General features: G+C 47.5%; 14 protein-coding genes. 7 read left to right on the top strand and 7 right to left on the bottom strand.

Annotated elements, in window-relative coordinates:
* The first annotated feature begins 84 nt into the window (after window positions 1–84).
* Window positions 85–627 (top strand): opacity family porin, encoded by a 543-nt coding sequence (locus HMPREF2865_RS09720; RefSeq protein WP_049344773.1) that lies wholly within the window; start codon window positions 85–87, stop codon window positions 625–627.
* 113 nt (window positions 628–740) lie between these two features.
* Here HMPREF2865_RS09720 and HMPREF2865_RS09715 read toward each other — a convergent pair whose 3' ends face one another.
* The 7 genes from HMPREF2865_RS09715 to ruvB form a co-directional block, all read right to left on the bottom strand.
* On the bottom strand, window positions 741–1,109 hold the full coding sequence (locus tag HMPREF2865_RS09715; RefSeq protein WP_063068140.1) for a VanZ family protein: 369 nt from the start codon (window positions 1,107–1,109) through the stop codon (window positions 741–743).
* On the bottom strand, window positions 1,106–1,315 hold the full coding sequence (locus tag HMPREF2865_RS09710; protein WP_049333715.1) for a hypothetical protein: 210 nt from the start codon (window positions 1,313–1,315) through the stop codon (window positions 1,106–1,108). Before HMPREF2865_RS09710 ends, HMPREF2865_RS09715 begins: the two co-directional genes overlap by 4 nt.
* A 92-nt stretch (window positions 1,316–1,407) precedes the next feature.
* Window positions 1,408–1,986, bottom strand: a complete 579-nt coding sequence (pth, locus tag HMPREF2865_RS09705; protein ID WP_063068141.1) for an aminoacyl-tRNA hydrolase — start codon at window positions 1,984–1,986, stop codon at window positions 1,408–1,410.
* Window positions 1,987–2,040: 54 nt separating this feature from the next.
* Window positions 2,041–2,313, bottom strand: coding sequence for an RnfH family protein (locus HMPREF2865_RS09700; protein ID WP_070646889.1), 273 nt, complete (start codon window positions 2,311–2,313; stop codon window positions 2,041–2,043).
* Window positions 2,306–2,737: a type II toxin-antitoxin system RatA family toxin gene (locus HMPREF2865_RS09695; protein WP_003683270.1), complete on the bottom strand. Its 432-nt coding sequence runs from the start codon at window positions 2,735–2,737 to the stop codon at window positions 2,306–2,308. Before HMPREF2865_RS09695 ends, HMPREF2865_RS09700 begins: the two co-directional genes overlap by 8 nt.
* Window positions 2,738–2,827: 90 nt before the next feature.
* Window positions 2,828–4,735 carry an ATP-binding cassette domain-containing protein gene (locus HMPREF2865_RS09690; protein ID WP_070646888.1) on the bottom strand — a complete coding sequence of 636 codons (1,908 nt, stop codon included), beginning with the start codon at window positions 4,733–4,735 and terminating at the stop codon, window positions 2,828–2,830.
* Window positions 4,736–4,857: 122 nt separating this feature from the next.
* Complete coding sequence (ruvB, locus tag HMPREF2865_RS09685; RefSeq protein ID WP_070646887.1) at window positions 4,858–5,889, bottom strand: Holliday junction branch migration DNA helicase RuvB; 1,032 nt, start codon at window positions 5,887–5,889, stop codon at window positions 4,858–4,860.
* Window positions 5,890–6,105: 216 nt separating this feature from the next.
* On the opposite strand from ruvB, the gene cmk reads away from it, so the two are divergent.
* From cmk to rlmN, 6 genes are all read left to right on the top strand, one after another.
* Window positions 6,106–6,765 carry a (d)CMP kinase gene (gene cmk / locus HMPREF2865_RS09680; protein WP_049322671.1) on the top strand — a complete coding sequence of 220 codons (660 nt, stop codon included), beginning with the start codon at window positions 6,106–6,108 and terminating at the stop codon, window positions 6,763–6,765.
* A 154-nt stretch (window positions 6,766–6,919) separates the two neighbouring features.
* Window positions 6,920–8,605 (top strand): 30S ribosomal protein S1, encoded by a 1,686-nt coding sequence (gene rpsA, locus HMPREF2865_RS09675; RefSeq protein WP_003678994.1) that lies wholly within the window; start codon window positions 6,920–6,922, stop codon window positions 8,603–8,605.
* 10 nt (window positions 8,606–8,615) lie between these two features.
* On the top strand, window positions 8,616–8,930 hold the full coding sequence (locus HMPREF2865_RS09670) for an integration host factor subunit beta (RefSeq protein ID WP_003678992.1): 315 nt from the start codon (window positions 8,616–8,618) through the stop codon (window positions 8,928–8,930).
* 259 nt (window positions 8,931–9,189) lie between these two features.
* On the top strand, window positions 9,190–10,326 hold the full coding sequence (zapE, locus tag HMPREF2865_RS09660) for a cell division protein ZapE (RefSeq protein ID WP_070646885.1): 1,137 nt from the start codon (window positions 9,190–9,192) through the stop codon (window positions 10,324–10,326).
* A gap of 94 nt (window positions 10,327–10,420) precedes the next feature.
* Window positions 10,421–10,846 carry a nucleoside-diphosphate kinase gene (gene ndk, locus HMPREF2865_RS09655; RefSeq protein ID WP_004519785.1) on the top strand — a complete coding sequence of 142 codons (426 nt, stop codon included), beginning with the start codon at window positions 10,421–10,423 and terminating at the stop codon, window positions 10,844–10,846.
* A 168-nt stretch (window positions 10,847–11,014) separates the two neighbouring features.
* Complete coding sequence (rlmN, locus tag HMPREF2865_RS09650; protein WP_003683577.1) at window positions 11,015–12,103, top strand: dual-specificity RNA methyltransferase RlmN; 1,089 nt, start codon at window positions 11,015–11,017, stop codon at window positions 12,101–12,103.
* Window positions 12,104–12,106 lie beyond the last annotated feature (3 nt).

Raw genomic sequence — 12,106 nt, 5'->3', positions numbered from 1 at the left:
AGAAAATACAATCAGAATAATTGTTGGGAATGAACAATCCCGGCGATTATCCACTACTCCTAATCCTACATTAAGGACAAAACAATGAAAAAAGTTCTGGTAACACTGATTGCTCTTTCCCTGCCTGCATTTGCATTGGCTGATGAAACCAAAGGTTTTTATGTTCAGGCTGATGCTGGTCATGCTACTGTAAAACTGGGTGGCGCATCAATTAAAGGCTTTAGCCCTCGTATTTCTGCAGGCTACGATTTCGGCGATTTCCGTGTTGCTGCCGACTATACGCATTATAAATCTGCAAAGATTAATGTACCTTCGGTATATGCTGAGGCTAAATATCACAGTGCCGGTGTATCTGCTATTTATGATTTTGACCTGCAAGCTCCTGTAAAACCTTATGTAGGTGTTCGCCTGGGTCTTAACCACTCTACTCATAAATATCAAACAGCCGAACAAACAGCTGAACGTAAGGATACTAAAATTGGCGTAGGTGCAATGGCTGGTGTAAGTTACGATGTAACTCAAAATGTAGCACTGGATGCAGGCTATCGCTATAACCACTGGAGCAAGATCAATAACGTTAAGCTCCATTCCCACGAAGTATCTGCCGGTGTACGCGTAAAATTCTAATATTTAAATACTTGGCATGAAGTAACGATTGCTTCATGCATCAAATAACAAAAGGCCGTCTGAAACCTATTTCTCAGAATTTCAGACGGCCTCTTTAAATTTTTTAAATATGTCTACCTTTTTGCTGCTTTTACTTTTTCTGCAAACCACAGCGCCGCAGCTGTACCTGCCATATCGGCAATGCCGTCAGCGATCGAACCTTGGCGCGTAGTAGTCAGAAATGCCTGGGCCAGCTCACTTCCTACTGCAAACAATAAAGCGGCAAACAGAATGCCTTTATAGGGAATAGTCCTATTGTCTTGTATAAACATTTTTGCACACAACCATGCCTGACCGAAAAACAGTCCGAAATGGCCAACTTTATCAAAATGGGGAAATGGTGGAGCGCTATTGCCGCCCTCTTTGAAAAGCAAGGCATAAATGGCGGCGGCAAACCAAATCAAGGCAGCGACAGTAAATTTGTTTAACGGCAAGGCTTTCATTTGTCGCCCTCTTCATCCAGCCATATTTGGCAGATATCTGCCAAGCGGACAAATTTCCCACCCCGCGCCTTCAAAATATCACGCCATTGTGCCACTTCTTCTGCATCCGGGGCATCTTCAATACTGCATTCGTAAAGGCAGAAGTCTAATGTTTCGCCAACAATGCCTGGGGCTTCGGTCTGCATAAGGCTGGTCAGTTCGTTCATATTTACTGTTTCTTTGATTCGTTTATCACTAGTCAGACGCGCTGCCTGTTTTCAGGCCGTCTGAACATGATGTGCAAGGCTGCCCATTCGGCTTACTTACTGTGTAAAAACCGTGTTGCCTCTTCCCATTCGCCATTCAACACGGCCGGCAATCCTTGTAGGGATTTGGTGATGGAGTCATCAATTTGCTGTCTGTGTTCCGCTGACGGTTTATTCAACACATAACCGACAACCAGATTACGGTCGCCAGGGTGATCAATGCCTAAGCGCAGGCGGTAGAAATTGGGCGTACCCAAACGAGCCTGAATGTCTTTGAGGCCGTTGTGTCCGCCGTTGCCGCCGCCGAGTTTGAATTTGATACGGCCGCATGGAATATCCAGCTCGTCATGAACCACCAAGATTTCCTCCGGCTTGATTTTGTAAAACTGAGCCAAAGCGGCAACGGCCTGACCGGAACGGTTCATAAAGGTCATGGGTTTGAGCAGCCAAACATCGCCATCAGGCGTAGTGGCACGCGCTACTTCGCCGTAAAATTTCTTTTCGTCTTTAAAATTGACTTTCCATTTCCACGCCAGTTCGTCCAACAGCCAAAAGCCGACATTGTGGCGCGTTTGTTCGTATTCTTGGCCTGGATTGCCCAAACCGACAATTAATTTAATTTTCAAGCTCATTACTGTTCTTTCAGTTTGACAGGCCGTCTGAAAAAATTTCAGACGGCCTTGGATTTATTCTTGCCCTGCGCGTTTACGTCTCGCCTCTTTAGGATCAATCAACAATGGACGATAAACCTCAATCCGATCGCTATCGCGCAACACCGTCTCGTCTTTCACTGCCTTGCCGAAAATACCCAAAGGCGCTTGCTGTAAATCCAATTCTGGGAACTCCACCTCCAAACCGCTTTGCAGGGCAGCTTCGCGTACGGTTGTACCTTCGGCAACGGTCATGCCCTTCAACACTTGCCTATCGGCCAGTCCGTAAACAATTTCAATCTCAAGCATAGCGGCGGTCGGCCTCTTTAATAAAAGCATCCACCAGCGTGCCGGCAAGATGGCCGAACACCGGGGAAATCATGGCAGAGAGTACGGCATTGGAGAAATCGTATTCTAATCTGAATTCGACTTTGCACATATCATCGCCCAAATCGATAAATTTCCAAGTGCCGCGCAGGGTTTTAAACGGCCCTTCGAGTAAATCCATGCGGATTTCCTGCCCCGGGATATTGTGGTTGTGCGTCGCAAACGACTGCTTGACGCGCATATAGTCCATAAACAGGCGCGCTTTTAGCTCATTGCCTTTGCGTTCGATGACTTCGGTCTTGCTGTACCACGGCAAAAATTTTGGATAGTCCTCAACTTTGTCCACCAGCTCAAACATTTCCTTAGCGCTATGCAGCACCAATACGTTTTTCTCGACTTTTTTCATGTTGGTTGTAGATCTTGTTTTTGAATATTCGGGGTTCAGACGGCATGACTTAGAAAAGTATCTGCCCTACTTTGGGACAAAATTCCCAATTTAAACCGCTTCGCCATTTTGTTTCGCTTCCAGCCATTCCCAGCGTTCCAGCTTTTCCAAAAGCGACATCTCGATTTCTTCAGCCCTGCTTTGTAACACACCTGCTTTTTCGTAATCTTTGAAGATTTCAGGATCAGAAAGCTGGGTATTGATTTCAGACTGTTCGGTTTCCAAAGCGGCGATTTCGTCGGGTAGGGCGTCGAGTTCGCGCTGTTCTTTATAGGAAAGTTTGACCGTGCGGTTGGCTTTGGGTTTAACTTTTTCAGGCTCAGCAACTGCTTTAGGCGCAGAGGCCGTCTGAATTTTATCTTCCCGCGATTTTGCGTCGATATAGTCCTGATAGCCGCCGATGTATTCTTTCAGACGGCCTTGTCCTTCAAAAACAATGCTTTGGGTAATCACATTATCCAAGAACATACGGTCATGCGAGACAAGGAATACCGTGCCTTGATAATCGCGCAGCAAGTCTTCAAGCAGCTCTTGGGTATCGATATCCAAGTCGTTGGTCGGTTCGTCCAAGACCAAAATATTAGCAGGACGGGTAAAGAGTTTTGCCAGAAGAAGGCGGTTGCGTTCGCCGCCGGAGAGCGATGAAACAGGGCTTTGTGCGCGGGCTGGATGGAACAGGAAATCTTCCAAATAGCTCATGACGTGTTTTTTCTTGCCGCCGACTTCAACGTAATCATTGCCCTGTCCGAGCGTGTAAAACACAGTGTCGTTTTCATTCAACGCGCTGCGGAACTGGTCGAAATAAGCAACTTCCTGTTTACTGCCGATACGGATTCTGCCGTAGGTCGGCTGCAATTCGCCCAAAATCAGCTTAAGGAAGGTGGTTTTACCGATACCGTTTGGACCGATTAAGCCGATTTTGTCGCCGCGCTGCAAAATGGCGGAGAATTTGTCCATGATGACTTTGTCACCATAGGCAAACGAAGCATGTTCCAATTCGGCGATGATTTTGCCGCTTTTTTCGCCGCTGTCGAGCTTAAAGTTGACCTGCCCTTGTACGTTGCGGCGTTCGGCGCGCTGGCGGCGCAGCTCTTCCAAACGGCGCACGCGGCCTTCGTTACGGGTACGGCGCGCTTCGATGCCTTTGCGTATCCATGCTTCTTCCTGTGCGTGGAATTTGTCGAAGAGGCGGTTATGTTCCGCCTCGACTGCCAACTCTTGCGCTTTTTTCTCGCTGTATTTGGAGAACGAGCCAGGATAGGAGCGCAGAATGCCGCGGTCGAGTTCAACGATGCGCGTGGCGATATTATCCAAAAAACGGCGGTCGTGGGTAATCACGACCAAGCTGCCTTCAAACGCTTTGAGCAGGTTTTCCAGCCAGATAATCGCGTCGATATCCAAATGGTTGGTCGGCTCGTCCAGCAGCAATACGTCGGGCTTTTGCACCCAAGCCTGCGCCAAAGCGACGCGCTTTTTCTGACCGCCGGAAAGGTTGCCGATTTTTTCGTTTTCCGGCAAACCGAGTTCCCCCAAAGTCTGCTTGACTGCCGCATCCAGCTTCCAGCCGTCCTTCGCTTCGATTTCAAGTTGCAATTCGTTGAGTTCTTTCAACAAAGCCTCACTCGAACCATTTTCCAACTCATGGCTAACATGATGATAACGACGCAATAAATCGCGAATTTCGCCCAAGCCTTCAGCAACGGTATCAAATACGGTTGCGTCCTTATCAAAAAAGGATTCCTGCGGTACATAAACGATTTTAAGGTTGTTTTGAACAATAATCTGCCCGTCATCGAGCTTTTGTACGCCTGCAAGAATTTTTAAAAACGAAGACTTACCCGCACCGTTGCGGCCGATTAAACCGATTTTCTCGCCGCTGTCGAGTTGAAAAGAAGTTTTATCGAGCAAGGCGACGTGGCCGACAGCAAAAGAAGCATTTTCTACGGATAAGATATTCATGGGGAAACTTCAAAAAAGAAAAGGGGGACATTTTAACCGATTATCGGCAGATATTTACCGACAATCATATGAAATTGAAAGTATCAGGCCGTCTGAAAGCGGTTTTCAGACGGCCTTCATTATTATTCTTGAACCTTCAAACCGAAATGTAGATAGGCTCGTTCGGTTGCTACGCGTCCACGCGGTGTACGTTGCAAAAAGCCTTGTTGAATCAGATAAGGCTCAATCACATCTTCGATAGTATCGGTCGATTCACCAATCGCAGCGGCCACGTTTTCCAAACCGACAGGGCCACCGCTGAATTTGTGCAGAATCGCCTCAAGGAATTTCCTGTCCATCACATCCAAACCTTGCCCGTCCACATCCAGCATACTCAAAGCCGCATCGGCAATTTCCGCATCAATGACGCCGTTGTTTTTCACATCGGCATAATCGCGCACACGTCGCAAAAGGCGGTTGGCAATACGCGGCGTGCCGCGGCTGCGCTTGGCCACTTCCATCGCACCCTCGTCGCCCATATCCAACTGCAATAGTTGAGCAGAACGGGCAACAATAGTTGCCAAATCTTTGTTTTGGTAAAACTCCAATCGGGACACGATACCGAAACGGTCGCGCAACGGATTGGTCAACATACCGGCACGGGTCGTTGCACCCACCAATGTAAACGGCGGCAAATCGATTTTGACCGAACGCGCGGCCGGTCCTTCGCCTATCATGATGTCCAACTGATAATCTTCAAGCGCAGGATAAAGGATTTCTTCAACCACGGGGCTTAAACGGTGGATTTCATCAATAAACAGCACATCATGCGGCTCGAGATTGGTCAACAAGGCTGCAAGGTCGCCTGCACGTTCCAAAACCGGGCCGCTGGTTTGGCGCAAATTAACGCCTAACTCTTTGGCGATAATATGCGCCAAAGTAGTTTTGCCCAAACCTGGAGGGCCAAACAACAAAGTGTGGTCAAGCGCTTCGCCACGTTTTTTCGCCGCCTGAATAAAAATGGCCAACTGCTCTTTAGCTTTATCCTGTCCGATATAGTCGTCTAAAGTTTTCGGACGTAAAGCGCGTTCAAGCAATTCTTCCTGAGCAGAAATATTTTGAGCAGTGATAATGCGCTGAGGTTGTACAGAAGTAAGATTATCGGTTTGTAACATAATGTTTCTAAATTCTAAGACCGTTCCCGACCCGTTGTTTCAGACGGCCCGAACAATCAGACAAAGCGGCTAAATGATGATTTTGGCCATTATACCCGATAAGGCCGAGCCGCTTTCCCCCCAAATCTAAATCCCACGAAAATTTTCGTTTTCAGACGGCCAAAGCAACGTATAATAAACGGTTAATTCAAATACCTATCGCATTCAGGAGAACACATGAGCCTCAAGCAAAAAGTCATCGCCATCGACGGCCCCAGCGCATCCGGCAAAGGGACGGTTGCCTCACGCGTAGCCGAAGCCTTGGGTTTTCTTTACCTCGACTCCGGTGCGCTTTACCGCCTGACCGCGCTTTACGCACAAAAACAAAATGTTGCCTGGACAGATGAAGATGCCGTCAGCACACTGGCAGAAACTTTGCCCGCACAATTTGAAGGCAGCGCCGTATTATTAAACGGCGAAGATGTATCCGAGCAAATCCGTACCGAAGCGATCGGCATGGGCGCATCTGCCGTCGCGCAGTTGCCTAAAGTGCGTACCGCCCTTTTGCAGCGCCAACGCGATTTCTTAACCGAAAAAGGTTTGGTCGCCGACGGCCGCGATATCGGCTCGGTTATTTTCCCTGATGCCGCATTAAAAATTTTCCTGACCGCAAGTGCCAATGTCCGCGCCCAACGTCGTGCAAAGCAACTCGGTATCCCATGCGAAGGCGTTGCATTCGAGCGTATTTTGTCGGACATTGAAGCGCGCGACGAAGCAGACCGCCGCCGCCCTGTTGCTCCGTTGAAACAGCTGCCCGACGCCCTGCTTTTAGATACCGATAACCTTTCTATCGAAGAAGCTGTAAAAAAAGTGCTTGATTGGTATCATAAAGTTTAAAATTTGGAGTATAATCGCGAAGTTTTCATTTCAGACGGCCTGTTAACCGTATAACAAGGCCGTCTGAAAACATTTCCCAACCTGCCGCGCCAAGGACGGCAGGTCATTTCAAACCTAACCCGCACCCCTTGGCGGTGTACCGAAAAGAGTATATATGACTATGGAAAATTTTGCCCAGCTGCTGGAAGAAAGCTTTACCCTGCAAGAAATGAACCCAGGTGAAGTGATTACTGCTGAAGTAGTCGGCATCGATCAAAACTTCGTTACCGTTAACGCAGGTCTGAAATCAGAATCTCTGATTGATGTTGCTGAATTCAAAAACGCTCAGGGCGAGATTGAAGTTAAAGTTGGCGATTTCGTTACCGTTACCATCGAATCTGTTGAAAACGGCTTCGGCGAAACCAAACTGTCCCGCGAAAAAGCCAAACGCGCTGCCGACTGGATCGCTTTGGAAGAAGCTATGGAAAACGGCGACATCCTGTCCGGCGTTATCAATGGCAAAGTCAAAGGTGGTCTGACTGTTATGATCAACAGCATCCGTGCATTCCTGCCGGGTTCTTTGGTTGACGTACGTCCTGTAAAAGACACTTCTCACTTCGAAGGCAAAGAAATTGAATTCAAAGTGATCAAACTGGACAAAAAACGCAACAACGTTGTTGTGTCCCGCCGCGCTGTTCTGGAAGCTACTTTGGGCGAAGAACGCAAAGCCTTGCTGGAAAACCTGCAAGAAGGTTCAGTTATCAAAGGTATCGTTAAAAACATCACCGATTACGGTGCATTCGTTGACTTGGGCGGCATCGACGGTCTGTTGCACATCACCGACTTGGCATGGCGCCGTGTGAAACACCCAAGCGAAGTTTTGGAAGTTGGTCAAGAAGTAGAAGCCAAAGTCCTGAAATTCGACCAAGACAAACAACGCGTTTCTCTGGGTATGAAACAACTGGGCGAAGATCCTTGGAGCGGCCTGACCCGTCGTTACCCACAAGGTACCCGCCTGTTCGGTAAAGTATCCAACCTGACCGACTACGGTGCGTTCGTTGAAATCGAACAAGGCATTGAAGGTTTGGTACACGTTTCCGAAATGGATTGGACCAACAAAAACGTACACCCAAGCAAAGTTGTTCAACTGGGTGACGAAGTTGAAGTAATGATCCTGGAAATCGACGAAGACCGTCGCCGTATCTCTTTGGGTATGAAACAATGCCAAGCTAACCCTTGGGAAGAGTTTGCTGCCAACCACAACAAAGGCGACAAAATCTCCGGCGCAGTTAAATCTATCACTGACTTCGGCGTATTCGTAGGTCTGCCTGGCGGCATCGACGGCCTGGTTCACTTGTCTGACCTGTCTTGGACCGAAGCTGGCGAAGAAGCTGTACGCAAATACAAAAAAGGCGAAGAAGTTGAAGCCGTTGTATTGGCCATCGACGTTGAAAAAGAACGTATCTCTTTGGGTATCAAACAACTGGAAGGCGATCCGTTCGGCAACTTCATCAGCGTAAACGACAAAGGTTCTTTGGTTAAAGGTTCTGTGAAATCTGTTGACGCCAAAGGTGCCGTAGTCGCTCTGTCTGAAGAAGTTGAAGGCTACCTGCCTGCTTCTGAATTCGCCGCCGACCGCGTTGAAGACCTGACTACCAAACTGAAAGAAGGCGACGAAGTTGAAGCCGTTATCGTTACCGTTGACCGCAAAAACCGCAGCATCCGTCTGTCTGTTAAAGCGAAAGACGCTAAAGAAAACCGCGAAGCGCTGAATTCAGTTAACGCCGCTGCAACTGCCAATGCCGGTACTACCAGCTTGGGTGACTTGCTGAAAGCCAAACTGTCCGGCGACCAAGAATAAGGTTGCAGACATGACGAAGTCTGAATTGATGGTTCGCCTTGCAGAAGTGTTTGCCGAAAAAAATGGCAACCAACTGCTGGCTAAAGATGTCGAATACAGTGTAAAAGTCTTGGTTGATACCATGACCCGCTCACTGGCTCGTGGACAACGTATCGAAATCCGCGGCTTCGGCAGCTTCGACTTGAACCACCGCCCTGCCCGTATCGGGCGCAACCCAAAAACCGGCGAACGCGTGGAAGTGCCTGAAAAGCATGTTCCTCACTTCAAACCGGGTAAAGAGTTGCGTGAGCGTGTAGACTTGGCATTGCAAGAAAGTGCTCATTAATACTTAGTAGCAAAACGCCGCAGAAATGCGGCGTTTTTTTGTTTTCACCAAAAATACCAAAGCTGGCTCTTTTACGCATACCTCAATCACACACTATTTCAACTATATTTACTACAATGCTTTTGCAAAAAACGCAGGCCGTCTGAAATCATTTATAATAGACCGACTATTCTGTAATGAAAACATCATTCCAACTACTGTCCAAACTATTGCGGATGATGTTTCAACTATCGCCAGTAAAGCATAATAAAGGTTACACATGAGCAATAGAGACCAACTATTCACACCACCTCCATTTGAAAACCACAGCCCATTGACTTGGTATCAAGCTGCAGCCGAACAGCCCAACTTTATCCGCGACGAAGCCCAAGCGCGAGCCATTGAATATTTGGATCGTTTGTGGACCGAGCTGATGATGTTCAAACGCAAACGCAACCGTTTTCTCGGCCGTAGCTTGCGTTCCCCTCAAGTACCTAAAGGACTCTATTTTTATGGCGGCGTAGGACGCGGTAAAAGCTTTTTGATGGATGCTTTTTTCGGCTGTCTCCCTTATCGTCGTAAGCGTCGTGTGCATTTCCATGCCTTCATGGCCGAAATCCATCAACGCCTTAAAGTCTTGAAAAGCGAAGCCAATCCCTTAAAAGCCGTTGCAACAGAAATTGCCAAAGAAACACGCGTATTATGTTTTGACGAGTTCCACGTCAGCGATATTGCCGATGCCATGATTCTAGGCCGTTTGCTGGAAAACCTGTTGAGTGAAGGTGTAGTCTTGGTAGCCACTTCCAACTACGCTCCATCCGAACTCTATCCTCAAGGCCAAAACCGCAGCAGCTTTCTACCAACCATCGCCCTTATCGAGTCCAACCTGACCGTTTTAAATGTGGATGGCGGCGAAGATTACCGCTTGCGTACGCTGCGTCCTGCTGAAATTTTCTTTGTCCCCAATAATGAAGAAAATGAGCAAAAACTGGCTGCTTTATTTAAAGAAATGAGCGGAATCTCTGAATTAAACCCAGGCATTAGCATTATTCATGGACGGGAAATTCCTCATAAAGCCCAGTCAGAACGTGCCATCTGGTTTGATTTCCGTGCATTATGTTTTGGCCCGCGCTCACAAGCTGACTACCTGTACTTGGCCGAACATTATGAGATGGTTTTCCTTTCAGGATTAGAACGTCTAACCCCTCAAGAAAAAGCAGAAGCACGCCGTCTGACATGGTTAATTGACGTTTTATACGATTTCCGTGTGAAATTGTGCGCTACCAGCGCAGTTGGCGTAAACGATATTTATGTCGAAGGCGATTTCGCCGAAGAATTTACCCGTACAGCCAGCCGTATGATCGAAATGCAATCCGAAGTCTATTTGGAACAATCACACCTAACTTTAAGCAAATAATGCCTTTCCCAAAAAGGGGCGAAATTTGGTAGAATACACTTCCCTTGCCTCTTGGCTGCGACAACTTACTTATCAATAAAAACAAGGACATAACATGGCCATCGAACGTACGATTTCCATCATCAAACCCGATGCAGTAGAAAAAAACGTCATCGGCAAGATTTATAGCCGCTTTGAAGAAAACGGCTTGCGCATTATTGCGGCGAAAATGAAACATCTCTCTGAGCGTGAAGCAAAAGAGTTTTATGCCGTACATAAAGATCGCCCTTTTTATGAAGACTTGGTTAAATTCATGACTCGCAATCCTGTTATGATTCAAGTATTAGAAGGTGAAAACGCCGTTGCCAAAAATCGTGAATTGATGGGCGCAACCAATCCAGCCGATGCAGCTCCGGGCACGATCCGTGCCGACTTTGCAGAATCTGTCAGTGTTAATGCCGTGCATGGTTCTGATAGCGTTGAAAATGCTGCAATTGAAATTGCTTACTTCTTCAGCCAAAGCGAAATCTGCCCACGCTAAGAGTAAAAGCCTGTAGCCGCTCTACGGCCGTCCGATCCATATCGGACGGCAAAACTGCTTTGTATGTCCTACAAATTAAAGGCCGTCTGAAAACCCAAAGGCTTTTAAAGCAAAGCTGTCCAATAAGCCTCTTTGCTTTAAAAGCTTTACTGAGAAACATAAAAATACATGAAAACCAATCTACTGAATTACGATTTAAACGGACTGACGCAACACTTTGCCGAAATGGGCGAAAAACCTTTTCGCGCCAAGCAGGTAATGCGTTGGATGCATCAAGCCGGTGCACAAAACTTTGAAGAAATGACTGATTTGGCCAAATCATTACGCGCCAAGCTGAATGAACAAGCCACAATCGAAGTGCCTAAATTAATGATGGCACAAGAATCTACTGATGGCACACGCAAATGGTTGCTGGATGTCGGCACGGGCAACGGTGTAGAAACTGTCTTCATCCCCGAAGCCGAACGCGGTACCTTATGCATCTCTTCCCAAGTAGGTTGTGCATTGGAATGCACCTTCTGCTCTACTGGTCGACAAGGTTTCAACCGCAACCTGACTGCCGCTGAAATTATCGGTCAGCTTTGGTGGGCCAATAAAGCCATGGGCGTTACCCCTAAAAACGAACGCGTTATCTCCAACGTGGTGATGATGGGCATGGGCGAACCCATGGCAAACTTTGACAATGTTGTTACCGCTTTGAGCATTATGCTGGATGATCACGGCTACGGCTTGAGCCGTCGCCGCGTGACCGTTTCTACTTCAGGCATGGTTCCGCAAATGGATAGACTGCGTGATGCAATGCCTGTTGCTTTGGCCGTGTCTTTACACGCATCCAACGATGAAGTGCGCGATCAGATTGTTCCCCTCAACAAAAAATACCCGCTTAAAGAATTGATGGCGGCCTGTCAACGTTATCTGGTCAAAGCCCCCCGCGACTTTATTACCTTTGAATACGTTATGCTCGACGGCATCAACGATAAAGCACAACATGCACGTGAATTGATTGAATTGGTTAAAGACGTACCCTGCAAATTCAATCTGATTCCGTTCAATCCTTTCCCAAATTCCGGCTACGAACGTTCTACCAACGAAAATATCCGTGTCTTCCGCGATATTCTGCAACAAGCCGGCTTTGTCGTTACTGTCCGCAAAACTCGCGGCGACGATATCGATGCCGCTTGCGGACAATTGGCCGGACAAGTACAAGATAAAACACGCCGCCAACAAAAATGGCAACAGATTTTGGTCGAACAATAAGGT

The sequence above is a fragment of the Neisseria sp. HMSC073G10 genome (genome assembly GCF_001812605.1).
Lineage (GTDB): Bacteria > Pseudomonadota > Gammaproteobacteria > Burkholderiales > Neisseriaceae > Neisseria > Neisseria subflava_A.
This window is presented reverse-complemented; position numbering and strand designations above follow the sequence as displayed.

What these genes read in the sequence shown, in the direction of transcription:
- HMPREF2865_RS09720 (WP_049344773.1), top strand. Translation starts at nt 85, where the DNA reads ATGAAAAAAGTTCTGGTAACACTGATTGCTCTTTCCCTGCCTGCATTT.
- HMPREF2865_RS09715 (WP_063068140.1), bottom strand. Translation starts at nt 1,109, where the DNA reads ATGAAAGCCTTGCCGTTAAACAAATTTACTGTCGCTGCCTTGATTTGG.
- HMPREF2865_RS09710 (WP_049333715.1), bottom strand. Translation starts at nt 1,315, where the DNA reads ATGAACGAACTGACCAGCCTTATGCAGACCGAAGCCCCAGGCATTGTT.
- pth (WP_063068141.1), bottom strand. Translation starts at nt 1,986, where the DNA reads ATGAGCTTGAAAATTAAATTAATTGTCGGTTTGGGCAATCCAGGCCAA.
- HMPREF2865_RS09700 (WP_070646889.1), bottom strand. Translation starts at nt 2,313, where the DNA reads ATGCTTGAGATTGAAATTGTTTACGGACTGGCCGATAGGCAAGTGTTG.
- HMPREF2865_RS09695 (WP_003683270.1), bottom strand. Translation starts at nt 2,737, where the DNA reads ATGAAAAAAGTCGAGAAAAACGTATTGGTGCTGCATAGCGCTAAGGAA.
- HMPREF2865_RS09690 (WP_070646888.1), bottom strand. Translation starts at nt 4,735, where the DNA reads ATGAATATCTTATCCGTAGAAAATGCTTCTTTTGCTGTCGGCCACGTC.
- ruvB (WP_070646887.1), bottom strand. Translation starts at nt 5,889, where the DNA reads ATGTTACAAACCGATAATCTTACTTCTGTACAACCTCAGCGCATTATC.
- cmk (WP_049322671.1), top strand. Translation starts at nt 6,106, where the DNA reads ATGAGCCTCAAGCAAAAAGTCATCGCCATCGACGGCCCCAGCGCATCC.
- rpsA (WP_003678994.1), top strand. Translation starts at nt 6,920, where the DNA reads ATGACTATGGAAAATTTTGCCCAGCTGCTGGAAGAAAGCTTTACCCTG.
- HMPREF2865_RS09670 (WP_003678992.1), top strand. Translation starts at nt 8,616, where the DNA reads ATGACGAAGTCTGAATTGATGGTTCGCCTTGCAGAAGTGTTTGCCGAA.
- zapE (WP_070646885.1), top strand. Translation starts at nt 9,190, where the DNA reads ATGAGCAATAGAGACCAACTATTCACACCACCTCCATTTGAAAACCAC.
- ndk (WP_004519785.1), top strand. Translation starts at nt 10,421, where the DNA reads ATGGCCATCGAACGTACGATTTCCATCATCAAACCCGATGCAGTAGAA.
- rlmN (WP_003683577.1), top strand. Translation starts at nt 11,015, where the DNA reads ATGAAAACCAATCTACTGAATTACGATTTAAACGGACTGACGCAACAC.